This window comes from Kribbella sp. NBC_00889 (genome assembly GCF_045207705.1).
Lineage (GTDB): Bacteria > Actinomycetota > Actinomycetes > Propionibacteriales > Kribbellaceae > Kribbella.
In genome coordinates, this window is the sequence record NZ_CP108783.1 from 1653601 (window position 1) to 1677299 (window position 23699).

A 23699-nucleotide genomic window follows, 5' to 3' on the forward strand; every position below is an offset into this window, starting at 1 on the left:
CGTAGGACGACGGGAGCATCAACCAGAACTCCGTTTATCGTCGGGTGAGGCGAATCATCGCGCGGTAGAGGGCGCGGGGGGCTGGTGCGGGCGGTAGCTCGTTGGATCGCACCGGTTCGGCGGCGTACGACTCGAGCATGTAGGCAACCAGCCGTCGCCATGTGTCGGGCGCGGCGTCGCCGGTGGCGCTGATGACGCCCGCGTTCGCCATCAGCAGGACCGGAAGGTCCTCCGGGGAGAAGTCCGGACGCAGGTGTCCGCTGTCCTTGGCCCGGGTAATCAGGGCGAGCCATCCCTTGTACGCCGTGTCGCGCTTGGCCTCCAGCGCCTTGGCGGTGGGGAAGGTCAGGGTGAGTAGATCGGCGAAGCCGCGGTCGGCAGCCTGCATGGCACAGACTCGCTCGACGTAGGTGGTGAACCCGTGCCACGGGTCAGGGTCATTGAGTGCCTCGCTGATCGCGGCGACGTAGGCATCCATCCGGTCGTCGAAGACGGCTCCGATGAGGTCCTCACGAGTAGGGAAGCGCCGATAGAGCGTCGCGATACCGACGCCGGCCTGGCGGGCGATGACCGTCATCGGCACTTCGAGGCCCTGCTCACTGAAGACGCTACGCGCCGCGGCGAGCACGCGCGCACGATTGCGTTCGGCGTCCGTCCGCAGTCCCTGCCGGATGTCATCAGGAGTCGCGGGAGGTGTCATGTCGTCATCCTAGCCAACTGGAATACCCCATCCACTTCTGCTGCTAAGGTGGGGAAGAGAATCGGAAAACCCCATCCACTTCGCTGAGGAGACTCTCGATGCGCGCTCTGCTCGTCCACTCCGTACCAGCCACGCCAACCGTGGACGACGTGCCGCTGCCGCAGGCCGGTGCCGGTGAATTGCTGGTCAGGATCGAGGCGTCGTCGGTGAACGGCTTCGACGCGGCCACTGCCGCCGGCTATGTGCAGGGAATGATGGAGCATCGCTTCCCGCTGGTTCTCGGCAAGGACTTCGCCGGCACTGTCGAGGCAGTCGGCGAGGGCGTGACCGAGTTTGCTGTCGGCGATCCCGTGTTCGGCGTCGTAGCCAAGCCGTTCCTGGGTGCGGGCTCGCTGGCCGAGTACGTCGTCGTTCCCGCGGCGTCTGGCATAGCGCGCATTCCGGACGGTGTCTCGGCCACCGACGCTGGGGCCCTCGGTCTTGCCGGCGCTGCCGCGCTCGACAGCCTTGCTGCGGTAGAGCCCGCGGAAGGAGAGACGTTCCTCGTTGTGGGAGCTACCGGCGGCGTCGGCGCGATCGCGATCCAGTACGCCGCGGCCCGCGGCGTGCGCATAATCGCCACCGCCCTGCCCGGCGCACACGCAGACTTCGTCCGGTCCCTCGGGGCAGACATTCACGTTGTGGATTACACGGCTGACCTCGCAGTACAGCTGAAGGACGTCGCTCCCAGCGGCGTCGACGTGGCTCTCCACCTGGCCGGAGACGGCCAGGCCGTCGCCGAGCTGGTGAGACCAGGCGGCCGGATCGCCTCGACTCTCGGCTTCGGTCCTGACGCCGTCGCGGGTCGTGACCTGACTGTCGTCGCCGTGATGGCCGACACGAACGCCGCGACCCTGGAACGCCTGGCCGCCGATGTCGCCGCAGGCCGTCTGCGGGTGCCCGTCACCACCACTTACCCGCTTGAGCAGGCCCCGCAGGCATTCGCTGACTTCGGCGCCGGAGCGCTCGGCAAGCTCGGCATCACTCTGGTTTGAGCGCGCCCACCCGACTGGCACGCCTTCGCCAGGAGCTGTCCATGCACGTCACGGTGTTCGGTGCCACCGGAAAGATCGGCCAGTTGGTCGTCGGCCAGCTCGACGACCTCACCTATCTCCAGGCGGCTCCAGCCATCAGCAACTGATCGCCCCGCCGGGTCGCGACGTCTGCCTGAGGTGCTCGACCGTCGGTCGACTACCGGCATCGCAAAGGTGCTCGTGGTGGGCGACGAGCCGTTGAGTTGCCATGAACTCAACCGCAACTAACGCGAAATCGGGGCCTCCAGGAGAGGCAGGTGCAGGGGTCAGCTCACCGCTTGCGGAACGGCCTCGGGGCCGTGACCGGCGCTCGTCGGGTGGCAACACGAGCCGTGTTATTGTCGCCGATGTAGAAACGTTTCTATCTGTTACTGCATCGAAAGGGCCATCATGGTTCTGCCTGTCGTGTACGTAGACCTGCCCCGCGCGCTGGAAGCCGAGCTCTTCGGCGATGGGATCGAGCAGAAGCTGAGGGGGATCGGACGTCTCGTCCGCAGGGGCGACGGCAGCGTCGATGGTGACAGTGACGCGAGGTTGCGGGCGGAGGTGCTCATCACTGGCTGGGGGTCTGCGCCGTTGCCGGAGCGGCTCGGGCTCGAGGATCGCCTGCGGCTCGTCGTGCACAGCGCTGGGACGATCCGTGCGCTGGCGCCACAAGGATTGCTGTCTAGTGGTGTGCGGGTGAGCCAGGCGTCTGCGGGGATGGCGCAGTCCGTTGCCGAGCTCGCGCTGTACATGACGATCGCCCGGCTGCGTGATCTGGACCGTATCGATCGGGCGATGGCCGGGGCGCACGACTGGACCGGAGCCGATTTCGGTTTGGGGCGGACGCTCGCGGGCGCCACTGTCGGCGTGGTCGGCGCCAGCCGGGTCGGACGCGCCTATCTGAGGCTGGTGGTGGCGGCCGGCTCCGACGTACTGGTCTACGACCCCTATCTGGATGACCAAGAGGCCAAGAGCCTGGGCGCCAGGTTGGTCCCGCTGGAGACGCTGCTCAGTCAGTCGGTTGTGGTGGCTCTGCATGCTCCCGTGCGGGAGGAGACCAGGCACATGCTCGACGCACAGACTCTGGCGCTGATTCCGGACGGGGGACTGGTGATCAACACGGCCCGCGCGGCTCTGCTCGACACCGATGCGCTGCTGGCCGAGGTGCGCAGTGGACGCCTGAGCGCCGCAGTCGACGTCTTTGACGAGGAGCCGTTGCCACCCGACTCGGAGTGGTGGCAGCTGCCGAACGTACTGCTGACCCCGCATCTCGGGGCGAGGACCTGGCACTCCCGGCGAACCCAGGGAGCGATCGTCATCGACGAGATCCGGCGGTACCTGAACGGCCTCGACCTGCGGCACGAAGTACTCCCGGACACCTACGACCTGATGGCTTGACCGTCTCTCTGTTTCAGGGACATGACCGAGATATTGCGAAACGATACTAGAAACGCCTATGGTGTCGGGAAGCGTTTACCGAACCGCTGGTGCGGTCGCCGACAGGAAGTGGTGAAGAGTGATGCAGCGAGGACTGAAGATCGCAGCCTCGGCGGCTCTGGCCGTCGCGATGGCCGCGGTCGCCGGATGTTCCTCCGGTGGTGACACGGCCGAGGAGGGACAGGACCCGGCCACGGCGACAGGCACCCTGCGGGTGGTTGTTCCGAACTTCCCGGCGAACAACGAGGGCCAGGCCGTCTTCCAGGGAATCGTCGACATCTTTCACAAGACGTATCCGCAGATGAAGGTCGAGCCGGACTTCGTGCCGTACGACAACCTGAACGAGAAGATCTCCACCTCGCTCGCGGCCGGCAAGAACTACGACGTGGTCAGCGCCGGCATCGGCTGGGTGCAGCCGTTGGCCGACCTGGGAGCGATTCAGTCGCTGACCAAGCTCGGAGTGAAGACCGAGGACCTGGAGAAGTCGGTCTATCCGGCGTTCGTGCCGCCGATGAAGTACGACGACGAGCTGTACGCCGTACCGATCGTGGCGAACCCGCGGTTGCTTGCCTACAGCAAGAGTGCGTTCGCCGCAGCCGGGCTGGACCCCACCAAGCCGCCGCAGTCACTGGCGGAGCTCCGTGAAGACGCCAAGAAGCTGACCAAACGCGACGCCAAGGGCCAGATCACCCGCACGGGCTTCGACTTCTGGGCACCCGCCAGCAACTATCGCCAGCAGTTCGTCGCGTTCATGGGAGCCAAGGGCGGCCAGATGTTCACCGCCGACGGCCAGCCCGCTTTCAACAGTCAGGCCGGAATCGACGCTCTGCAACAGATCCACGACATGGTCAGTGTCGACAAGTCCTCGACGTACGGATATCAGAACACCGCGAAGACCGCTCTGGTCACGACCGGGGAGGCCGCGATGGGCTTCGCCAGCCCGTACGTCGACTGCTCGACCAAAGCGCAGGGCATCGGCGAGAAGTGCAAGGATCTCGTCTACTTCAACCTGAAGGACGCCAAGGAGGTCATGTACGTCGGTGGCCGGGTCGCCGCCGTCGGCGACGGGACGAAGTACCCGCAGGCAGCCCTCGCCTTCATCCGCGCGATGCAGGATCAGAAGTCGCAGGAGGCGATCTCCAAGCTCGACGTCGGTGTTCCGATCAGCAGCACTGCCGGCGACAGCGCGTTCGTGAAGTCGAACCCGGCGGGGTCGTTCGCCTGGAAGAACCTCGACAAGTCGGTCTTCGAGTACGGCGGAGCCACCTTCCTCGACTTCCGGGCCAAGTTCGGTCCGTCGCTCGACGAGGTGATCCTCGGCCGCAAGTCGCCTCAGGACGTGCTCAAGGAACTCGACACCGTGGCGCGCAAATGACCACCCAGACCATCGAACGGCCGGTCGTCACCACGAGCCCGCGCCCGTCCCGGCGCCGCCGCAGCGGCGTCGAAGGGGCCAAGGCCCGCGCCGGTTGGTTGCTGCTGGCACCCTCCCTGGTGCACTCGGTCATCTTCATCGCGATCCCTGGCCTGATGGCGGTCTACCTCAGCTTCACCAATGCCAGGGTGGCTGGGCAGGGCGACTGGATCGGGCTGAAGAACTACCTCGATCTGTTCCAGGACGCGCAGTTCGTCAATGCGGTCAAGAACACGCTGCTGTACACGATCGCCGTCGTACCGGTCGCGATGGCTTTGTCGCTGGCTGTGGCTCTGGGGCTGAACCAGAAGATCCCGGCGCGAGGGCTGTTCCGGACACTGTTCTACATCCCGGTGGTCACCTCGACCGTCGCCGTCGCAGCGGTCTGGCTGTGGATCTACAACCCGGCCGCCGGCCTCGGCAACCAGGTGCTGGCGTTCTTCGGCCTGGCCAGATCGGGGTGGCTGACCGACCCCGACGTCGCGCTGCCGGCGCTGATGGTCGTCGGTGTCTGGCAAGGGCTGGGCGCAAAGATGATCATCTACCTGGCCGCGTTGCAGAGCATCTCGCAGGACCTCATGGAGGCGGCGACGCTGGACGGTGCATCCAGGTGGCAGACGTTCTGGAACGTGACGTGGCCAGGCCTTGGCCCGGTGCACTTCTTCGTCCTGGTCACGTCCATCGCGGGCTCGTTCCAGGTCTTCGACCTGATCTATGTGACCACCGGTGGTGGACCCGCCAATGCCACCAACGTGCTGACCTTCGACATCTTCACCAACGCGTTCGAGCGGCTGCACATCGGCTACGCCTCGGCGGAGACCGTCATCATGCTGGTCTTCGTCGGCATCCTGATCAGCCTCGGCCGCCTGAGCCTGCGCAACCGGGAGGACCTATGAGCAGCGCCACCGCCACGACCACCGGTGGAAACGCGACCCGCAGGACGTCGGTCTCGCCGGCCAAGGCGTTGCTCGTCGTGGTCCTGGCCGTCGCGGGATTCCTGATGATCGTGCCGTTTGTGTGGATGCTCCTCACCTCGTTCAAGAACCTCAACGAGGTGAACGGATTCTCCTGGCTGCCCGACCAGATCGAGTGGCGCAACTACGTGAACGCGCTCAAGGCGGCGCCGTTCGCGACGTACTTCCGCAACAGCGTGATCGTGGTGGTCGGACAGACCATCCCGGTGCTCTTCTTCTGTACGGCGGCCGGGTATGCGCTGGCGCAGTTGCCGATCCGCGGCCGCAAGGGAATCCTGAACTACTTCATCGTGCTGTTGATCGTGCCGTTCCAGGTATTGATCGTGCCGTTGTTCCTCGTCGTTCGCCGGGTACCGTTGGCCGGTGGCAACGACATTTTCGGCAACGGCGGCACGGGCTGGCTCAACACCTGGGCCGCGTTGATCGTGCCGTTCGTCTCCGCGCCGTTGTACACCTTCCTGGCGCGGCAGTTCTTCGTCTCGTTGCCGGCCGAGCTGGCCGATGCCGCCCGGGTCGACGGGGTGTCGGAGATCGGCATCTTCTTCCGGATCATGGCGCCGTTGGCTGCGCCGGCGTTCGTCACCATCGCCCTCTTCAATGTCGAGTCCGCCTGGAACGGCTTCATCTGGCCGTTGGTGGCGACCAGCTCGGAGAGCCTGCGCCCGCTGCAGTTCGGACTGGCGACATTCGCCCAGGGACAGGGCAATGTGCAGTGGCCGTTCCTGATGGCGATGTCCGCCTTGGCCACGCTCCCGATGATCTTGTTGTTCGTCTTCGGTCAGCGATACTTCATCGCGGGTATGGCGACGTCGGGGATCAAGGGATGACCGCGGCTCCCACCGACCAGAGTGCGTTCCGGACGAAAGGTTCCCGATGAAACCCGTACTGCCTCCGCTGCAAGTCTCCGGACCTCTCGCCTCGGTACTGCCTGCCGAGGACCGCACGCTGAGCCCGTACACCGGTCTCACCAGAGACCACTGGATCGCGGTCGCCGACCATCTGCTGACCTCGGCCGACGCCTACCGCTCTCCGGAAGGGGCGCGGATCAACTTTCCAGGCCGTCCGTCGCAGCAAGGACCCGCAACGGACGGTCTGGAGGGCTTCGCCCGTACATTCCTGCTGGCCGCTTTCCTTCACGCCGGGAGAGCGGACCGCAACGGCCATCTGCAGAAGTACGTCGACGGCCTGGTCGCCGGCACCCGCACGATCGGTGCCGACGACAACGAGTCGTGGCCGGTCGTCGGACATGTCGGACGCGATGGACAACCGCACGTCGAGGCAGCTGGGATCGCGCTCAGTCTCCATCTCACCAAGGACGACACGTGGGGGAGGCTCAAGCCGGACGAACAGGATCGTCTGGCCGACTGGTTCCGGGACACCATCGAGCGGGAGCCCTCGCCGAACAACTGGTATCTGTTCCCCGCGACGATCGCGAGCTTCCTCGAAGGCGTTGGCCGGGGAGACGACCAGACCCGGTACGTGCTCGACCGCGCGCTCGGGCTGATCGAGGTCTGGTACCGCGGACAGGGCTGGTACTCCGACGGCGCCGGTGACGCATTCGACCACTACGTCGGCTGGGCCATGCATCTCTACCCGGTTCTGCACGCACGCCTACGCGGCGTCGCCGAGCTCGAGAAGCGCTACGGGGATCGGTTGGAGGAGTTCCTGCAGTCGTTCGGCCGGACCTTCGATCGCGACGGTGCACCGTTGTACCACGGGCGGAGCATGACCTATCGCACGGCGACGCTGGCAGCTGTCGCCCTCGGCGAGGCGGTCGGCCGCACCCCGCTGAGTCCGGGGCAGACCCGGCGCGTCCTCTCGGCCGGCCTGCGGTACTTCGTCGAACGCGGGTCCATCACGGACAACGGCGTACTGTCCCTCGGCTGGCACACGGAGCACCTGCCGACGATCCAGCGGTACTCCGGGCCTGGCTCGCCGTACTGGGCGTCGAAGGGGTTCCTCGCATTGATGCTCCCGGCTGACCATCCGGTGTGGACAGAGAACGAGGCCGCGCTCCCGGGAGACACCGACGACTATGTGCAAGCAGTGGATGTCGGCCTGCTGATCCAGAACACCGCCGCCGACGGCCTCGTCAGGGTGCACAACCATGGCAGCGATCACCTGAAGCCGGACGCCGCCGATGCGGGCGCTCCCGACCCGCTGTACGCGCGGTTCGGGTACTCCACCCGGACCGGACCCACGTCCCTGCACGACCCGGCAGACAACGACATCCAGGTGCGGATCCGACGCGTCTGGAGCGCTCGCCGAAGGATGCACAAGGTCGCCTCCGGACAGAACTGGATCGCCTCCTGGCACACGCCGAGGTTCCCGCGGTTCTCGCCCTGGGAAGGCAGCGACACCGCTGAAGGTGGGCCCGTCCTGCCGTCCGCGCGGATCGAGAGCCTCACAGCCGTGCAGGGACCGCTCGAGGTGCGGATCCATCGGTTCGTCTGGATTCCGCCGTCCCTGCCGGTCCGGCTCGGAGGATGGGCCGTGGCGGCGCCCCACCCGTCCGACTTCGAGGTTGTGACCGGACGACTAACGGTCGATGTCGAGGCGAGTGGGCTCCGATCGAGACTCGTCGGCTTGCACGGCTGGAATGCGGCGGGTACGGCGTCGGCCTCGTACGGCACCGCGTATGGCGAATGGGCCGTTGTTCCCGAGTTGGTGGGCACGACGTCGACGGAGAGCACGGTCTACGTGGCGGCCGCGTCGCTCAGCGGCGTACTGGTGGAGGAATTCGTCGATACGGCGGTCGATGGCTCGGTCGTCAGCGTCGACTGGGGTAATGAGCGACAGGCGTTCGACCTGGACGCAATCTTCGCTGGAATCAGGTAAGAAGTACTGGATGACCGAGATCGAGGGCACTCCGCGCCGGAGCGGACCGACGCTACGTGATGTGGCGCGGCGCGCCGAGGTCTCGGTCGCGACCGCTTCTCGCGCACTGACCAGCGACTACCCGGTCGCTGAATCGACCCGGGCCAAGGTTCTGCGAGCGGTGGAGGAGCTGAACTATGTCGTGGCTCCACGGCTACCGAAACGCAACACCTCCGCGTCCCTCATCGCGATGGTGGTATCGGACGTCGTGTCCCCACTGCGCAGCCTGGTCGCCACCGGCGTCGCGGAGGCCGCTGGTGACTACGACCGCCTCAGTTCCGTGTACATCACCGGCGGTGAGCTGCGGCGCGAGGAGAAGGTGTTCGCGTGGCTCGAGGAGCAGGACGACGTCGAGGCGGTCATCCTGGTCGGCGGTGTGGAGATCACCGCGGACTACGAGCGCCGGATGGCCGCGCACGCCCGGGCGCTGCACGCTCGCGGCTCCCAACTCGTGCTCTGCGGCCGTCCCCCGCTCGCGGCCGGCGTACCAGCCCTTGTCGTCGAGTACGACAACCGCGGTGGGGCGTACGCCGCGACGAGTCACCTGCTGTCCATGGGGCACCGCCGGATCCTGACCTTGACCGGGCCGGAACGGTCCACGACCACCATCGGCCGGGTCGAGGGATACCTGCAGGCACACGACGATTTCGGTGCCGACGTCGATCCGTCGTTGCGGATCGCCTGCAGTGCTGACCGCAGCGGAGGATTCCAGGGCTGCCAGCAGGCCCTCGACAGCGGGTTGGAGTTCACGGCGATCTTTGCGCACAACGACGTGATGGCGTCTGGTGCGCTCGCCGCGCTGCGCGAGAAAGGCCTGAGCGTGCCCGGCGACGTCTCGTTGGTGGGCTACGACAACATTCCGGTCGCCCAGGAGCTGTGGCCCCCGCTCACGACCGTCTACATGCCGCACGAGGAGATGGGGAAGGCCGCCGTCCGGCTCGCAATGGAACGTCCTGCCCCCGGCTCCGGTCGCGAGCGTCAACTCCTCGGCACCCACATCGTCATCCGCACCTCGGTCCGCCCGCTGACATCCACCGAACGACAACCGCGATGACCTTGGGGAAGGGGCCGGCCGGACGCTTCGCCGGCACGCTCGTCGGGGCCGCGGGCCAGTACGAGCAGCTGGAATGGCTGTTCGTGGACAAGGCTTGGGGTTCCTCGCGGAGACCGATCCCGGCGGGTCAGCTCTCCAGGACGCGCCTCTCGGCGGGTTCCTCGACTGTGTCGGTGGCCTGGTCCCCGTGGCCGGGCCACCACGCGGCGTGCCCGATGAGTGCGGTCAGCGCCGGGGTCAGGAAGAGCGCCATCACGAAGGCCGCCATGGCGATGCCGAGGGAGAACGAGAAGCCCAAAGACTTGAAGAACGTACCTTCGGCGAACATCAGGGAGGCGAAGGTGCCGGCGAGGATCAGGCCGGCGGCCGCCACCGTCGGACCGGCATGCTCGATCGCCTTGGCCGCCGCGGGCCGCGGCTCGAGCCCTCCCCGTGCCTCTTCCCGCAGGCGCGCCACCATCAAGATGTTGTAGTCGGTGCCCAGCGCGACCACGAAGAGGTAGATGTAGATCGGCAGGATGAAGATCAGCCCCTGCTGTCCCAACAGGCCTTGGAAGACCAGCACCGTCGCACCCAGGCTGGCGGTGAAGCCGAGACCTACCGAGAGGATGAGGTAGAACGGCGCGACGAGGCTGCGCAGCAGCAACGCCAGGATGATCATGATCAGCACTGCCGCGACCGGGAACACGATCGAGTAGTCGCGCGCCATCGCGTCGTCGAGGTCGACGAAGATCGACGTGGTGCCGCCGACGAGAGCCTCGGTCCCGTCCGGCGCGGCCGAGTGCGCGGTGTCGCGCACGGGACCCTCGACGTTGGCCATCGCCGCGTCGGACGTGGGGTCGTCGGAGAGAACGACAGTGAACACCGCGACGTCATCGGTGCGGGCGGCCAGCGCCGCCGACGCGACGCCCTCTGCGGTGCCTAGCTCGGCGGCGTACGCATTGAGCTCGGCATCATCGAGCCGTTGGCCGCCTGTAGAGCGCAGCAGCACCGTTGTGGGGTCGGTGGCACCACTGGGCTGGCCCTTCTGGAAGGTGATCAGCGCCTGGCCCGACTCCGTGTTCTCGGTGCTGCTGTCGGAGAAGTTGAAGGTCGGGTTGAACCCGAGGGCGAACAACGACAGCACGGCGAGCGACCCTGCCGAGACGACGGCGAAGCGGACCGGGTGAGCGGCAACCGACCGCCCGATGGCGCGGAACCGGGTGGCCTCGGGAGCGACCATCCACTTCTTCGACGGCCAGGAGATGACTCTTGGCCCCAGGACTGCGACGACCGCGGGGACCAGCGTCAACGCCGCGAGCACGGCCAGCGCGACCGCGATCGCCAGCGCCGGCCCGATCGAGCGGAAGATGCTCAGCGACGACAGCACCATCGCCATGAAGGCGATGATGACCGCCCCGCCGGCGGAGGCGATCGCCTCACCGGCCCGCTCGACAGCGTGGGACACCGCGCCTCGACCGTCGAAGCCCAGCCGCAGGGCCTCCCGGTAACGGAACAGGAAGAACAGGATGTAGTCGGTCCCGATGCCGAACAGCACGATGAACAAGATCACCGAAATGGAACTGTCGGCCTTGAGATCGAACGCCTCGTTCGCCACCGCGATGAGCCCGGTGGCGGTCGTCCCGACCAGGGCGACGGTCACGATGGGCAGGGCGCACGCGATGACGCTACGGAAGATCAGCGCGAGCAGGACCACGATGAGCAACAGGGTCACGACGCTGACCACGACGAGCGCCCGCTCGGACGACTCCTGGGCGTCCAGCGACTGGGCCGCCGGGCCGGTCACGCCCACGCGGAGGTCGGTCCCCTCAACCAGTGGCTCGAGGTCGGCGCGCAGGCTCCGGGCGTCCTCGATAGCAGCCGGGTCGAAGGCGTTCTTCCCCGGTTTGACCTGCACGAAGATCGCCTGCACCAACCCGTTGTCGGCCGCCGGGGTAGCGGTCGCAGTGCCCAGATTGTCATAGCCCTTGGTGTTGAGCTGCTCGGCGATGGAGGACACCTTGGCCTGGTCGTCCGCGGTCAGCTGGCCGCCGTCCTCGCGGTCGAAGACCACGATCGCGCCGATCTCACCGCGCTCGGGAAAGGCGTCCTGCTGGACGGTGAGCGCCTTGACGGACTCGTAGTGCCCGGGCAGGAACTCCGACTGGTCCTGCGTGGACTGCAGGGCGGGGGCGGTCATCGCGATGACTACGGCGGCCACGATCCAGGCGGCGATAACCCACCAGCGGGCGCGGACCACGAGCCTTCCCAGAGCAGCGACCATAGTCCGAACGCTACTCCCCTGATCGGCCCTCGCGGACTGGAACGACACCGTGCGCACTTGCGAACGACTCGGACCCGTCGACTCGCCTAGCGTCGGAGGTGAGGCTGCACCACAGCCGGCGTTGCGGTTCGCATCCCTGGCACCTCAGGCTTGGGTCGCCCAACGGGTGAACGAGCTCACGTCGTCGGGTGACCCGTCGACTCGTACGTCGGCGGCGCTGCGTCTGCCGAATGCGTGCAGGAGGAGCTCGAGAGGTGGGCCGGCCACGGTGACGGTGCTCTGCCCGCTCCGTACAGCAGTGACCGCACTGCCTTGGGGTGCGAGCTCGACCCCGACGGGCGCCTTCCGGTAGGCCCGTTTGAGGATCGGCCGGGCGCGACGCCAGATCTCGTCGAGCTCGGCCGGAGGCATGTCGCGAGGCGGAACCGGACCGGATCCGCGGCGGAGGTCTTCGTGGTGGATGGCGTACTCCACGAGATTCAGGGCCTCGTCGAACCGGCCCATCAGCGAGCGTCGAGAAGGTCCTGCCGCGAACCTGCCGACCAGCGCGGCGTATCCGTCCGGCGTTGCGGCTTCGTCGACGAGCCGTCGCATGAACCGCTCCTCGCCGGGCGTCTTCGTGGTCACCTGGTCCCAGACGTTGTGCAGGATCGCATGCTCGCGCTGAACCAGGTGTGCGCACAGATGTCGCGTCGTCCAGCCTGCACAAAGCGTCGGCGCATTGGGATCTGCGGCTCGGAAGTCGCCCGCGAAGGAGCGTCGCTCCCATTCGACCCATGTCATGTCGCGCCGCACACCCCGCATTCCATTGACGATGGCGGACTCCTGCATGGTGCAGGTTTCAACCTGTCACGCGCTCAGTGCAGGAGTCCAGAGGGCCTGCTGCAACCTCTGGTGACCGAACCACACTGCTGCCATCAACCGTGCCGGGTGATGTGGCTCCTCCGTGCAGGTTTCATCTCGGGCGGGACCATCCATATCGAAGGCGGCGCCCGCCACAAACCGCCTGACGTTCGGTCGCGGTGTGCAGGACGGAGGTGGGCGAGGGCTAGTGGCCGTAGGTGGTGAGGAACCGGTCCCGGAAGGTATCCATGGGCCAGACCGGTGCGCTGCCGCCCGGCCGCAGCCCGTCCTGCCAACCCCAGTCCGCGGCCCGATCCGTCACGGCAGGGTCGGCGGCGATGATACTCACCGGCACGTCGCGGCTAGCCCCATCGCCGGAGACGATGCTGGCCGGCTGGTGGTCGCCGAGGACGACGAGCACCAGGTTGCGGTCGTGGAGCTGCTGGACGAACGAGGTCACTGCGTCGAGCGAGTACGCGATGGATTGTGCGTAGGCGGCTTTCACGCGGTCCTGTTCCCGCCACACGTCGTCCGGCGAGTCGCCCTCGGCCGGCATCGAGTCGAAGACCGAGCCGTCGCCTACCTGGCTCCAGTCGACGAGCCGGGGGAGCGGTGCCCAGGGCGTGTGGCTGGAGACCAGGTCGACCTCGGCCATGACGGGAGCGCGGTTCGCCTTCTCGAGCTCCCTGCGCTGGAGCTCGGCCAGGGTGTACTGATCCGGCATCGAGGCGTAGCTGAACGACGGCCCGGCGTACCCCACGTTCCGGCGGTCGTAGACCTTGTCGTAGTGGTAGTACGTCGTCGCCTCCGGCCAGTCCGTGTCGTTCGACGGTACGTCGGCGACAGTCCGCCAGCCCGCGCGACCGAACGCGTCGGTGAGGGTGACTCGGTCTCGGGTGACGAGGTCGTCGTACCGCCGCTGGTTGTCCACCCAGATCCCGGACTGCAAGGTGGAGTGGGCCAGCCAGCTGAGGCCGCCGAAGGTCGGCGAGGTGAGGAAGCCGCTGCGCGAGGAGACGCCGGCCTGATGCAGTCGCCGGTCCCCGGCATCGATTGCCGACCTGACGACCGGAGAATCGAGTGCTGTGCGTCCGTAGCTCTCGACGAAGACCAGGAGCACGTCCTTGCCCCTCAGGCCGGCCAGCAAGTCGGTGTCCGGGGTGTCGCGGAATCGATCATGCTCGAGCGCCTGACTGAACTCCTGCTGGTCGCGGAGATCGTCCCGGAACTGCGTGGCGAGCCGAGCCGCTGCGGCGGAGGCAATGTGTCCTTGCGACTCCGGCCGGATGCCAATCAGTGCGGGGAATATCGCGATCGCGGCCAGGACGGCGACGATTCGGATCGACGGCCGCCTGTGTCCCGCCACGAGCCGAGCCAGTCGCGCCGCCGCTAGCGCCAGCAGGGCGAGCAGGGCCAGGCAGAGCAGCCCGGCTCCGATGATGACTGCGAGGGCGCCGGCGCGGCCGATCGAGTCTCCGAGCAGGGCCAGCGCGGAGCCGGCGTACGCCGTGTCGTAGGCGAGGTGGAAGGGGCGGTCGAAGGCGAAGTAGAAGCCTCTGTCGAGCAACCGCAGGATCGCGAGCACCCCGACGAGGAGACCGCCGCCGAGTGCGAGCATCCGCGCGAGTCGCGGTGGCAGGACCAGGACGAGGACGACGAACACGAGGCCCTCGATCGGGATCCGGAGGAATGCGCCCGGCGACAGGTCGCCGGTGTGGTCCGGCACGAGGAGCGCAGCCCAGACCAGGAGCACCGCCAGCGCCGACGCCACGGTGCCACGATGGGCGCGCGGGCTGCCGGCCAGGCGCCACAGGCTCCAGGTGTGACGGCCGAACGACTCGGCCAGCAGTCCCAGCGCGATCAGCAGCACCACGGTGTTCACGGGATCGGGCAGGATGCCGGACGCCGCGAAGGTCAGCGTGATGCCGACGATCGCCGCAACGACCTTGGCCCAGTAGCGGGGCGGGAGCGAACCGCGCAGCCACGGCAGCGCCCAACCGGCGGCCACGAACACGTAGCGGGCCGCACCCAACGCGAGCACCCACCAGCCCACCGTCGGCGCGACGTACACGCTCAGGATCAGAACGAGGAACGAGTCGACTTCCATGTCGAAACGCGCCCCGAGCGCCGAAGCGGTGCCGGTCCGCCGAGCGATCTGACCGTCCACCCCATCGAGGACCAGCGCCACCGACGAGAGAACCACCAGGATCGCCACCGGCGCCTGGCCGCCGAACGAGTCCGCGATGAGCGCTGCGACCCCGCAGGCGAGGACCGCGCGAGCCAGTGTCACCCTGTCCGCCGGGCGCAGCCCGTCACGACGGTGACGCGCGAGTGCGTGGGCGAGCAGCCCGGCCAGGCCGGCTCCGCAGGCGACGCCGGTCGCCCAGCCGGCGACGCCGAGGCCGGTGGTCGCCGCGAGCCCACCGAGGAGCACGAGCAGGCAGGCGAAGCCGGTGAGCGGGCCGACCAGGATGCGGCTGCGCACTCGATCCTGAATCAGACGCACGGTGCCTCCGTGTTTGGGGGTACGACAACAACGATCACACGAGCAAGGTGTCGCATCGGTTCACGGGGCGGGACCGGCGTCTGCAGCCCGGTCTCTCACTGGTCGCGCTGGTGTCGGTCGTGCTGACGGAGATCGCCGGGTGAACCGGCGCCCGGTGACAGCCGTATCACTGTCAGGGGGACCAACTCGGAGAATCGGAGCCACCGCCATCAGCCGAAACATCTGGACCTTGGTACGCCTGGCGGGCGGCGCCGCGATCCTCGCCGTCCTCGCGTGGCGGGTGGGTGCCGGCCCGTTGGTGGACGGGCTCCGACTGACGACCGGATGGCCGCTCCTCGCTGCCCTGGCGATCACGTCGCTGACCACGTTGTGCTGTGCGTGGCGGTGGAGGCTGGTCGCGGGCGGACTCGGCATCGAGGTGCCGCTGCGGACCGCGGTGGCTGCCTACTACCGGTCCCAGTTCCTCAACGCCACGCTGCCCGGCGGGGTGGTGGGCGATGTGCATCGGGCCGTGCGCCACGGGCGCGACGTCGGCGACGTGGGCCGGAGCCTGCGGGCCGTCGCATGGGAGCGGTCGTCGGGGTTCGCGGTACACCTGATGCTGACAGTGGTCGTGCTGTGCCTGCTGCCTTGGACCGCCGGCTCGCTTCAGCTTTTGGTCGCGTTGCCGATCGCGGTGGTCGCCGGGATCGCGGTGGTCGCCGTCCTCCTGCGCCTGGACCCGCGTCGCCTCCCGGCCCGGATCGCACGCGGCTTCACCACCGACCTCCGCGACGCGGTCCTCGCGCCGCGGGCCTGGCCGGGCATCCTGCTCGCCTCCGCCGTCGCTGTCCTCGGTCACGCCACCGTGTTCATGATCGCGGTGCGGGCGACCGGGGCGCACGTGTCGCCGGCTCGGCTGCTGCCACTGGCACTGGTCGTGCTGATGGCGTCGGCGTTGCCGACGAACATCGCCGGCTGGGGCCCGCGCGAGGGCGCCGCCGCGTGGGCCCTCGGCTGGGTCGGTCTGAGCCCGGCGGAGGGCGTCACCGTTGCGGTCGTGTACGGCGTACTCGCCCTGATCGCCACCCTCCCCGGAGCCCTGGTGGTGATCCTCGGCCGACGCCGCACCCGGCCCGACACCCGCACCCGTGACGCGCAGTCACAGCCAGATCGGGGTCGACGGGTCGCCCCGGCATGAAGAACCCCAGGACAGTCGCGCGACCTGGGCTGTACTCGTATCCGTCAACCTTGTACGTGGTGGAGGCCGCAACGATCACACCATTGTCAGCATTCGCCTGCTGCCGGTAGCCGTCGATGTCGTCGGTTGGCGTTACGCATTACTGTGCTTCACCAGAACGGCGCGGGTATAGAGAAGGTTGAAGCCCCTGCGTTCGGCGTTCTGCTGGGATTTCGAGGCGGGTTGGGTGGTGATCACGCCGACCTCGCAGCCCGCGGCAGCTGCATCGGAGAGGCGCGTGAACAGGAGAGCGGACTGGATGCCGTGGCGGCGGTGTGCGGGGAGCGTTGCGGCGCCGGCGAACTGGGCGATGTCGTCCGCTGTGCGGAGCCCGGCACCGCCCGCGATTTCGCCGTTCAGTAGGGCGATGTAACGCCTGATGTCCGCTGCTGCGGCGTCGCGTTCGGCTTCGATGTAGGTGTCGCGCGGGAACTCCTCGCGCCACGGCACTCCTTGTGTGTCCGGTACGGCGACTGCGTCGGCCATGACGTTCAGCCAGACGTCGAGCTCCTGGTCGCCGCTCGGCCGGATCTCGATTCCGTCGGGCAGCGTGACGTCGTACCTGTTGTCGACGGCGTCGTGGATGGTGATGCCGAGGACGTTCTCGAACGACTCCAACTCGTATCCACGTCGGCTGAGGGCGATGCCGATCCCGGGGTCGGCGAGGTGTGGTAGCTCGACCTGCACTGGCGTGCCCATGGCGGCGTACGCGTGCTCGATCTCGTCGAGCTCGCCGGTGGTCGGTACGCCGCCGAATCCGAGCCCGACGACCTTGTTGAACGGCGAGTCGTCGTCGGCGAAGCTCGCGAGTCCACCCGCGATCGGGATCACGAAGCCCCGGCCGTTGCCGAGGCGGCGGTGGGCGGCGAGGGCGGTGGCTTCGATGAGCTTGGATTCGGCCAGCTCGATCCGCTGCGCCAGATCAGCGTCGCAAAACAGTGGTGTCCGTTCGGTTTTCATGCCCCTCCTACAGGTCCTGGCTGAGCCAGACGCGGTCGCGTAGTGGTATACCGTCGATGACGATTTCATCGGGGTAGCCGGTCGAAGGCACAAACGCGTCGCGTTCGATCCGAAGCATGCGGAAGCCTTGACGCTGGTAGAAGCGCAGATTGCCGATGTCGGCTGCAGCTGTGGCGACGAGGAGACATTTCGCCGCGTTCTGTCGGCAGTGTTCGAGCGCTGCTCGGACCAGAGCCCGGCCGACGCCTGTGCCACGGCGGCTCCCGGCGACGGCCATGCTCTTCAGCTCGACGTCGTCGCCGGTGATCAGCTGTAGGTGGCCGATGATCTCGCCGTCGTCTTCGGCCACGAACACGGCGCCGAGGTCGAGGTAGGTATCGAGCTGCTGCTCGGAGTCGTCGGCCTCCCGGAAGAGCGGGCGCAGCAGATCCCGGTCCCCGTTGTAGTGATGCACCATCATCTTGGCGAACTCCGGCTGTCGGCGTGGCTTTGGCTCTTCCAGATGTCTGTGTCACAGAGGGCGCGAGACGTTACACGATCTCGGCGATCGCTTTGTAGGCGAAGGGCCGCCGGGGATGTCGGGTCGTGGGTAGGCTCTCAATTCGAGCGCTTCGCGTGCCCGTCGGCTGTGATGCGGTACGACGAGATCGACGAGCTGGCCGCGTTGACGGTGTAGGCGTAGCGGTTGTCGCCGGTGACGACGAGCCAGCAGGCGGCCGCCTGGTTGTCGCGCACCGAGGCGCTGATGGTCCGCAGATGGCTGGCGTGTACTGCGTACGTCGAGACGGCGCCGGCATCGGCTTCTCACAGCAACGGAACGCCGGGTCGCGGAGCTCGTCGCCGCGGGCCACTCGAATCAAGAGGCCGCAGCAGAGCTCTTCATTCCGTCCAACGGTCGAAGCGGGTCTCGGTCCAGTCGACGAGAAGTCGGCGTTCGGCGAAGTGCCAGCTGCCTTGTTGCTTGACGTACTGGTCGAGGTAGCGCATCGAGGCGACCATCAGCGTGCGCCGGCCATCGTCGCCGATGGTCGCGTGGTGAGCGATGGTGTAGCACTCGCCGCTCGCTTGATTGCCATCGACAAGTACTGTGCTCTGGCCGTTGAATGGGTGGTCGCGGCGTACTGGTTGAGGTTGTCGAAGACCGGTGCGAGGGCGTCGCGCCCGCGCAATTCCTGCGTCGGCTGATCGGGCGGACGCCGTACTGCGTCTTGCCGTCGAGCGGCCGGTGTCGCGTATCAGTGTCGCCGAGGCGGCCGGGGGTGACGCGGCCGACGTTCTACAACCGGTTTCGCGGTCCGCTCGATCTCCTGCTGACGGTCCTCGAGGCGGACCTGGCCGAGGTGTATCAGCGCGAGGAGCGGTGGCGAGCAGTCGAGAAGCCGTCCAATGACGGGGCGCTGCGCCGGGCGACCAGCGGTGTGGTCGAGTACCTGGCCTTCATGGCGAGCGCGGATCTTCCGGCCGGCAACCGCGACCTGATGCGCAGTTCGTCTCCCATGGATTCGCCGGGGCGATCAAGGCCTGGTTGGCCGACGGGGGATTGAGCAGCGACGATCTGGTGGACGCCGTGATCGCCTGCGCGCCGGTTTGGTGGCACCGCAGGGACGCGGCCAGCTGAGCGGATGAGGCCGGGACAATTCAGCCGTCCAGATGCCGGCTTCGAAGCAGCATGTCACTCTGCAGGCGGCTCTGTTTCGATGGCGGCGGTGCGTAGTGCGGCGGCGAGGCGGGCGACCGGCTCGGGGAGCGGTCGGGGGAGTCGTGCGAGCAGGATGCGTCGCTGCTCGGCAGGACCGCCGCGGACCTGGAGGATCTGGACGCCGGGCGGTGTCACGTGGGAGAAGGTAGGGGGCACGGTGGTGATCCCGCAACCGGCGGCGACCAGGTTGAGCTTCGCGAGCCAGTCGCGGGCGGTGTGGGCGATCCGCGGCCGCTCGTCGAGACCCGGCCACACTCCCATCAAGTGCTCGCCGCCCGGGCCGGCGATCCAGCGCTGCCCGCGCAGGTCGGCGATGTCGACGAACTCGGCGCGGGCGAGCGGATGTGTAGCAGGTACGGCGATGCGGAGGCTGCGTTCCGTCAGCGTCTGCAGTTCCAGCGCGGGGGTTTCGGTGTCGAGTGGGCGGAACGGTGGCGCGGAGGCCACCAGCGCGATGTCCAGGGTCCCGGCGCGTAGCGCCCGCACGAGGGCCGGGGTGCTGCCCTCGCGGGTGATCACGGTGATGGCCGGATGAGATTGGCCCAACGCGTCTAGCGCCCGGGGGAGCAGCCACGCACCTGCGCTGGCGAACCAGCCGAGCCGGACGGTGCCCTGCTCCTCGGGTAGGCCGACCAGCTCCCGCGCGGTTGCGTCGACCTCGTCGATCACGGTGGCTGCCCGGCGTACGACGATTCGCCCGGCGGGGGTGAGCCTGACGCCGTCGTGACGCCGTTCCAGCAGAGGCGTACCGGCGGCGCGTTCGAGGGACGCGATCTGCCGGGAGACCGCGGACTGCGTGTAGCCGAGAGCAGTGGCCGCGGCGGTGAGCGTGCCGCGCTCTGCCACTTCCCGGAACACTCGGAGAGCGGTCAGTGAAGCATCGGTGAAGGCCATGACATATACGCATACCATGGTTGACAATCTTTCGTTGGTGGCATGGCTTCTGGTTGCCTAACGTGGCGGTATGAACCTGATCAAGACTCCGTTCGGTTTCGCCGGCAGCGCGGCCGAGGTTGCCGCAGGCATCGATCTCTCCGGCCGGCGTGTGGTGGTGACCGGGGCGTCGTCCGGCCTTGGTGTGGAAACAGCGCGTGCCCTGGCCGCTACCGGCGCCGAGGTCACCTTGGCGGTCCGCGACATCGAGGCCGGCGAGCGCACTGCCAAGGACATCGCTGCGACCACCGGCAGCACGACCCTGCGCGTCGCGCAACTGGATCTGACCGACCCGGCATCGGTCGCGGCGTTCGCTGCGGCCTGGGACGGGCCGCTGCACATTCTGGTGAACAACGCCGGCGTGATGGCGGCTCCCGAGCAGTACACGTCACAGGGCTGGGAGCTGCAGTTCGCCACCAACCACCTCGGTCACTTCGCCCTCGCCGCCGGTCTGCACGACGCGCTGGCCGCCGACGGCGCCGCGCGCATTGTTGCACTCAGCTCCAGCGGGCATCAGCTCTCGCCGATTGTCTTCGACGACGTGAACTTCGCGTTCCGGCCCTACGATCCGTGGCTGGCCTACGGCCAGTCCAAGACCGCCAACGTGCTGTTCGCGGTCGAGGCGTCCCGCCGGTGGGCCGGTGACGGCATCACCGCGAACGCCCTGATGCCGGGTGCCATCTACACCAACCTGCAGCGCTACACCGGTGGCCGCGGCACTGGCACGGTTCCGCCTAAGCTCTTCAAGACGCCGGAGCAAGGCGCGGCGACCTCGGTCCTGCTGGCCACCTCACCTCAGCTGGAGGGCATCGGCGGACGCTACTTCGTCGACTGCAACGAGACCGAGACGATCGACCACCGCGGCGACGCGCCACCCTTGCACGGCGTGGCGCGCTACGCCCTCGACCCTGACGGCGCACAGCGCCTGTGGACCCTGTCCGAAACCATGCTCCAACACTCCCGGGAGAACCGATGACCACCACACCGAAAGTCGCCCTCGTCACCGGCGCTACCCAGGGCCTGGGTCTGGCGCTGGTCGAGGGACTCGCCAGTCGCCTGGCGCCTACCGACACCGTCTACCTGACCGGTCGCGACGTCGACCGCGTGACCGCCGCTGTCGATGCCGTCCCGGGCAGGGGAGCCCGGGTTCGTGCCGAGGTCCTGGACGTGTCCGATCCGGGTGCCGCGGACAAGCTCGCCGTACGACTGAAAGAGCGGCACGGCGGCGTCGACGTCGTGTTCAACAACGCCGTCATGCGCGTCGGCCCGGATCACGACCCGCGCGCGATCGTCGACACCTACGTCGAAACGAACAACTTCGGGACGACCCGGATGCTGCGGGCCTTCGCGCCCCTGCTCCGCCACGACGGCCGGTTCCTCGTGGTGGCCAGCTCGCTGGGCACCCTTCACTACCTGGCGCCCGTACTGCATCACCACTTCGACGGCTTGACCTCCCTCGAGGACGTGGACAAGGAGGTCGCCGCTTGGCGTGACCTCGTCAAGGACGGCAGCGACCGGGCCACCGCATGGCCTGGCTTCATCAACATCCCGTCCAAGATCGCCCAGGTCTCCGCCGTACGCGCGATGGCCCACGAGCGCCGGGAGGACGACCTCGCCCGCGGCATTCTGATGGCCGCAGTCTGCCCCGGGATGATGAACACTCCCACGTCCGCTCTCTGGTGGGACGTCAGTACCGCCCCAACTCCGGCTGAGGCAGCCGTCCCGCTGCTGGACCTCGCATTGGAGCCGTTCGCTCCCGACGCCTACGGCCAACTCATCCGCTACGGCAAGGTCCTACCCTGGGCTCCCTGAAGTAGGCGATGAGCTGCTGCGGACTGGCGTTGGTGTGGCCGCGGACGGCGTCGAGAATGTCGGCGACCCGGGAGGTCCAGGCGTGCCGGCCGGCCATCCTCACCTGTCCAGCGGCGGTGCTGGCTGGCCTGGTCGCGCGCGCTTGCGACTACGGTCGAGTGCGCTCGGACATCGATCGCTCGGCCCGTAAAGCTTCGAGGTGCTACGGCAGTCCGAGATGTACGTTCGGGTTGCCGGCTGGCTCAGTCGGAAGGCCTGTCAACAGGTCGCTCATAAGGTGACGTGCAGTTCGGTCAGTCCGCGGAAGAAGTAATCCGCGCGCCATTCCGGCTCGCTGGCGAGCTTGGCGCCGGGCAGGCGGGTGGCTGCGACGCGGGCCGCGGTGCGGATCTCGTAGCGGGCCATCGTTGCGCCGGGGCAGACGTGGGGACCCTTGCCGAAGGCAAGATGTTGTTTCGCGTTCGGCCGGTCGACGACGAACTGGTCGGGGTCGGCGAACGCCGTTGCGTCGCGGTTCGCGGAGGCGAACATCAGCAGCAGCGGTGTGCCGGCCGGGAGGTCGGTGCCACTGATGCTGACCGGCTTGGTGGCGACGCGCATCAGGCCCCGGTGGGGCGCCTCGAAACGCAGCGCCTCCTCGGCGATGTGTTCGGCTTGGCGCGGGTCAGTGGCACGCTCCCACAGACCGGGGTGGCGCAGCATGAGGTACAGCGTGGACAGGATGGCGTTGCGCGTCGTGTCGTACCCGGCGACCCAGTGCAGCAGCATCGTGTAGAGCAGCTCGTTGTCGTGCAGCGGCCCGGCCTCTCCCACCTCGCCGGCAGCGAAGGTGGAGAACACGTCGTCGGTGGGCGCCTGGCGCCGCTGGTCGCGCCAATCCAGCGCGAACGCCTGATAGTCGTGGAGCTGGCGGGCCGCCTGCAGCTTCTGCTCGACCGGAACCGTCGGGGTCAGGATCGCGGCCATGGAGTGCGCCCAGATCTCGTACTGGTCGTGGTAGTCCTCCGGTACGCCGAGCAGCATGCTCGTCGCCCGGCTCACCAACGGGTGCGCGTACACCGCGGCCAGGTCCGCCCGGCCGTCGCCGGCGACCTGGTCCAGCAAAGCGTTGGCGTGGCGTTCCACATCGGCGGCGAGGGCACTCACGCGGGGACCGCGGTAGGCACGCTGAATCGTCGCACGCATCCGGTCATGCCGGGCGCCGTCGACCTCGACGCCACTGGCGACGTCGGGATCCACTGCGAACTCCGGCAGCGCCGCGATCACCTCCGGCACGTTGCCCGCCACCGGAACCGGCAGCGATCCGACCGACGAGAACGTCTCCGGATCGGCCGCGATGCGCTCGATGTCGTCGTACCGCGTCACCAACTGGACCCCACCAAGCGTCTGGCTCGGGGCGACAGGGAACTGTTCGCGCAGCTGCTCGAACAGCGGGTACGGATCGTTGCGGTGTGCTTGGAAGGGGTCGAACTCGGGGCAACCCACGGCGGGCATGGCGGCGTCGCTCACTGCGCTCCTCCACAGATAACGATCAGTCCTTCGTCGCGCCCCGCTGGCAACTCATGTCGCCGCCCGACGAAGGGGAGTTGTCAGCCTACGCTCCGTAAGTGTCACCTGGCCATCACGTCACCCGCTGGGAGTGAACGGCCCTGAGGGCCTGGGTGATTCCGACGGCATCGCGGCAGAGTGCCCGAGCAGGGGGCACCTTCAGCGCTGCCGATTGGTCTCCGCAAACCCGGCGCTGGGCAGGGTCGCCGCGCTTGCCTCGACCAGACCTCTGGTGGGCACGGCGGCCGCCAGGTCGGGGTGGTCTGCGGCAACGTGCGCGAGGGTCCGCGCGATCACCTCCTCGTCGGTCGCTCCTTGCGCCGTGTAGCCGCACTCGCACCGCACCTGCCGCGTCGTCATGGGTACGCGTCATCCGGTGCATTTGAGATCGGAAGTGGCGAG

The 23699-nt window shown here is 67.9% G+C and carries 22 protein-coding genes; 11 read left to right on the forward strand and 11 right to left on the reverse strand.

Annotated features, from left to right (window positions below):
* Window positions 1-34: 34 nt before the first annotated feature.
* The gene (locus tag OG817_RS08025) at window positions 35-700 is read right to left on the reverse strand and encodes a TetR/AcrR family transcriptional regulator (protein ID WP_406053066.1); all 666 of its coding nucleotides are present in this window, start codon (window positions 698-700) and stop codon (window positions 35-37) included.
* 98 nt (window positions 701-798) lie between these two features.
* Between OG817_RS08025 and OG817_RS08030 the strand changes: the two genes are divergently transcribed.
* The 7 genes from OG817_RS08030 to OG817_RS08060 all read left to right on the forward strand — a co-directional run bounded on the left by OG817_RS08030 (window position 799) and on the right by OG817_RS08060 (window position 9514).
* Entirely contained in the window at window positions 799-1734 is a 936-nt protein-coding gene (locus OG817_RS08030) for an NADP-dependent oxidoreductase (RefSeq protein WP_406053067.1), read from the forward strand.
* Between the two features lie 429 nt (window positions 1735-2163).
* On the forward strand, window positions 2164-3156 hold the full coding sequence (locus OG817_RS08035; protein WP_406053068.1) for a hydroxyacid dehydrogenase: 993 nt from the start codon (window positions 2164-2166) through the stop codon (window positions 3154-3156).
* 121 nt (window positions 3157-3277) lie between these two features.
* Complete coding sequence (locus tag OG817_RS08040; RefSeq protein WP_406053069.1) at window positions 3278-4570, forward strand: extracellular solute-binding protein; 1293 nt, start codon at window positions 3278-3280, stop codon at window positions 4568-4570.
* On the forward strand, window positions 4567-5505 hold the full coding sequence (locus tag OG817_RS08045; protein ID WP_406053070.1) for a carbohydrate ABC transporter permease: 939 nt from the start codon (window positions 4567-4569) through the stop codon (window positions 5503-5505). Before OG817_RS08040 ends, OG817_RS08045 begins: the two co-directional genes overlap by 4 nt.
* Entirely contained in the window at window positions 5502-6410 is a 909-nt protein-coding gene (locus OG817_RS08050) for a carbohydrate ABC transporter permease (RefSeq protein ID WP_406053071.1), read from the forward strand. The genes OG817_RS08045 and OG817_RS08050 overlap by 4 nt, the downstream gene beginning before the upstream one ends.
* Before the next feature lie 46 nt (window positions 6411-6456).
* Window positions 6457-8421 (forward strand): DUF2264 domain-containing protein, encoded by a 1965-nt coding sequence (locus OG817_RS08055; RefSeq protein WP_406053072.1) that lies wholly within the window; start codon window positions 6457-6459, stop codon window positions 8419-8421.
* 10 nt (window positions 8422-8431) lie between these two features.
* A complete protein-coding gene (locus OG817_RS08060) occupies window positions 8432-9514 on the forward strand; it encodes a LacI family DNA-binding transcriptional regulator (RefSeq protein ID WP_406053073.1) in 1083 nt (360 codons plus the stop codon).
* 127 nt (window positions 9515-9641) lie between these two features.
* On the opposite strand, the gene OG817_RS08065 is transcribed toward OG817_RS08060, so the two are convergent.
* The 3 genes from OG817_RS08065 to OG817_RS08075 all read right to left on the reverse strand — a co-directional run bounded on the left by OG817_RS08065 (window position 9642) and on the right by OG817_RS08075 (window position 15126).
* Window positions 9642-11777: an MMPL family transporter gene (locus tag OG817_RS08065; protein ID WP_406053074.1), complete on the reverse strand. Its 2136-nt coding sequence runs from the start codon at window positions 11775-11777 to the stop codon at window positions 9642-9644.
* Window positions 11778-11921: 144 nt separating this feature from the next.
* On the reverse strand, window positions 11922-12560 hold the full coding sequence (locus OG817_RS08070; RefSeq protein WP_406053075.1) for a TIGR03085 family metal-binding protein: 639 nt from the start codon (window positions 12558-12560) through the stop codon (window positions 11922-11924).
* A 265-nt stretch (window positions 12561-12825) separates the two neighbouring features.
* Complete coding sequence (locus OG817_RS08075; protein ID WP_406053076.1) at window positions 12826-15126, reverse strand: CDP-alcohol phosphatidyltransferase family protein; 2301 nt, start codon at window positions 15124-15126, stop codon at window positions 12826-12828.
* A gap of 229 nt (window positions 15127-15355) precedes the next feature.
* On the opposite strand from OG817_RS08075, the gene OG817_RS08080 reads away from it, so the two are divergent.
* Window positions 15356-16306 carry a YbhN family protein gene (locus OG817_RS08080; RefSeq protein ID WP_406053077.1) on the forward strand — a complete coding sequence of 317 codons (951 nt, stop codon included), beginning with the start codon at window positions 15356-15358 and terminating at the stop codon, window positions 16304-16306.
* A 132-nt stretch (window positions 16307-16438) separates the two neighbouring features.
* Here the strand turns inward: OG817_RS08080 and OG817_RS08085 are convergent, their stop codons facing one another.
* The 4 genes from OG817_RS08085 to OG817_RS08100 all read right to left on the reverse strand — a co-directional run bounded on the left by OG817_RS08085 (window position 16439) and on the right by OG817_RS08100 (window position 18676).
* Entirely contained in the window at window positions 16439-17305 is an 867-nt protein-coding gene (locus OG817_RS08085) for a GNAT family N-acetyltransferase (RefSeq protein ID WP_406053078.1), read from the reverse strand.
* A 7-nt stretch (window positions 17306-17312) separates the two neighbouring features.
* Window positions 17313-17765: a GNAT family N-acetyltransferase gene (locus OG817_RS08090; RefSeq protein ID WP_406053079.1), complete on the reverse strand. Its 453-nt coding sequence runs from the start codon at window positions 17763-17765 to the stop codon at window positions 17313-17315.
* Window positions 17766-17902: 137 nt separating this feature from the next.
* Window positions 17903-18040 (reverse strand): hypothetical protein, encoded by a 138-nt coding sequence (locus tag OG817_RS08095; protein ID WP_406053080.1) that lies wholly within the window; start codon window positions 18038-18040, stop codon window positions 17903-17905.
* Window positions 18041-18184: 144 nt separating this feature from the next.
* The gene (locus OG817_RS08100) at window positions 18185-18676 is read right to left on the reverse strand and encodes a nuclear transport factor 2 family protein (RefSeq protein ID WP_406057401.1); all 492 of its coding nucleotides are present in this window, start codon (window positions 18674-18676) and stop codon (window positions 18185-18187) included.
* On the opposite strand from OG817_RS08100, the gene OG817_RS08105 reads away from it, so the two are divergent.
* On the forward strand, window positions 18565-18849 hold the full coding sequence (locus OG817_RS08105; RefSeq protein ID WP_406053081.1) for a hypothetical protein: 285 nt from the start codon (window positions 18565-18567) through the stop codon (window positions 18847-18849). The two genes, OG817_RS08100 and OG817_RS08105, sit on opposite strands and share 112 nt — an antisense overlap.
* A 128-nt stretch (window positions 18850-18977) precedes the next feature.
* Here the strand turns inward: OG817_RS08105 and OG817_RS08110 are convergent, their stop codons facing one another.
* Window positions 18978-19898: a LysR family transcriptional regulator gene (locus OG817_RS08110; RefSeq protein WP_406053082.1), complete on the reverse strand. Its 921-nt coding sequence runs from the start codon at window positions 19896-19898 to the stop codon at window positions 18978-18980.
* A 70-nt stretch (window positions 19899-19968) separates the two neighbouring features.
* On the opposite strand from OG817_RS08110, the gene OG817_RS08115 reads away from it, so the two are divergent.
* Window positions 19969-20913 carry an SDR family NAD(P)-dependent oxidoreductase gene (locus OG817_RS08115; protein ID WP_406053083.1) on the forward strand — a complete coding sequence of 315 codons (945 nt, stop codon included), beginning with the start codon at window positions 19969-19971 and terminating at the stop codon, window positions 20911-20913.
* Window positions 20910-21749 (forward strand): SDR family NAD(P)-dependent oxidoreductase, encoded by an 840-nt coding sequence (locus tag OG817_RS08120; RefSeq protein ID WP_406053084.1) that lies wholly within the window; start codon window positions 20910-20912, stop codon window positions 21747-21749. The genes OG817_RS08115 and OG817_RS08120 overlap by 4 nt, the downstream gene beginning before the upstream one ends.
* A gap of 270 nt (window positions 21750-22019) precedes the next feature.
* Here the strand turns inward: OG817_RS08120 and OG817_RS08125 are convergent, their stop codons facing one another.
* Entirely contained in the window at window positions 22020-23258 is a 1239-nt protein-coding gene (locus OG817_RS08125; protein WP_406053085.1) for a cytochrome P450, read from the reverse strand.
* A 198-nt stretch (window positions 23259-23456) separates the two neighbouring features.
* Complete coding sequence (locus tag OG817_RS08130; RefSeq protein ID WP_406053086.1) at window positions 23457-23657, reverse strand: DUF1059 domain-containing protein; 201 nt, start codon at window positions 23655-23657, stop codon at window positions 23457-23459.
* Window positions 23658-23699: the final 42 nt, after the last annotated feature.

What these genes read in the sequence shown, in the direction of transcription:
- OG817_RS08070 (WP_406053075.1), bottom strand. Translation starts at nt 12,560, where the DNA reads ATGACATGGGTCGAATGGGAGCGACGCTCCTTCGCGGGCGACTTCCGA.
- OG817_RS08085 (WP_406053078.1), bottom strand. Translation starts at nt 17,305, where the DNA reads ATGAAAACCGAACGGACACCACTGTTTTGCGACGCTGATCTGGCGCAG.
- OG817_RS08090 (WP_406053079.1), bottom strand. Translation starts at nt 17,765, where the DNA reads ATGATGGTGCATCACTACAACGGGGACCGGGATCTGCTGCGCCCGCTC.
- OG817_RS08060 (WP_406053073.1), top strand. Translation starts at nt 8,432, where the DNA reads ATGACCGAGATCGAGGGCACTCCGCGCCGGAGCGGACCGACGCTACGT.
- OG817_RS08065 (WP_406053074.1), bottom strand. Translation starts at nt 11,777, where the DNA reads ATGGTCGCTGCTCTGGGAAGGCTCGTGGTCCGCGCCCGCTGGTGGGTT.
- OG817_RS08030 (WP_406053067.1), top strand. Translation starts at nt 799, where the DNA reads ATGCGCGCTCTGCTCGTCCACTCCGTACCAGCCACGCCAACCGTGGAC.
- OG817_RS08025 (WP_406053066.1), bottom strand. Translation starts at nt 700, where the DNA reads ATGACACCTCCCGCGACTCCTGATGACATCCGGCAGGGACTGCGGACG.
- OG817_RS08055 (WP_406053072.1), top strand. Translation starts at nt 6,457, where the DNA reads ATGAAACCCGTACTGCCTCCGCTGCAAGTCTCCGGACCTCTCGCCTCG.
- OG817_RS08120 (WP_406053084.1), top strand. Translation starts at nt 20,910, where the DNA reads ATGACCACCACACCGAAAGTCGCCCTCGTCACCGGCGCTACCCAGGGC.
- OG817_RS08040 (WP_406053069.1), top strand. Translation starts at nt 3,278, where the DNA reads ATGCAGCGAGGACTGAAGATCGCAGCCTCGGCGGCTCTGGCCGTCGCG.
- OG817_RS08130 (WP_406053086.1), bottom strand. Translation starts at nt 23,657, where the DNA reads ATGACGACGCGGCAGGTGCGGTGCGAGTGCGGCTACACGGCGCAAGGA.
- OG817_RS08110 (WP_406053082.1), bottom strand. Translation starts at nt 19,898, where the DNA reads ATGGCCTTCACCGATGCTTCACTGACCGCTCTCCGAGTGTTCCGGGAA.
- OG817_RS08050 (WP_406053071.1), top strand. Translation starts at nt 5,502, where the DNA reads ATGAGCAGCGCCACCGCCACGACCACCGGTGGAAACGCGACCCGCAGG.
- OG817_RS08045 (WP_406053070.1), top strand. Translation starts at nt 4,567, where the DNA reads ATGACCACCCAGACCATCGAACGGCCGGTCGTCACCACGAGCCCGCGC.
- OG817_RS08035 (WP_406053068.1), top strand. Translation starts at nt 2,164, where the DNA reads ATGGTTCTGCCTGTCGTGTACGTAGACCTGCCCCGCGCGCTGGAAGCC.
- OG817_RS08115 (WP_406053083.1), top strand. Translation starts at nt 19,969, where the DNA reads ATGAACCTGATCAAGACTCCGTTCGGTTTCGCCGGCAGCGCGGCCGAG.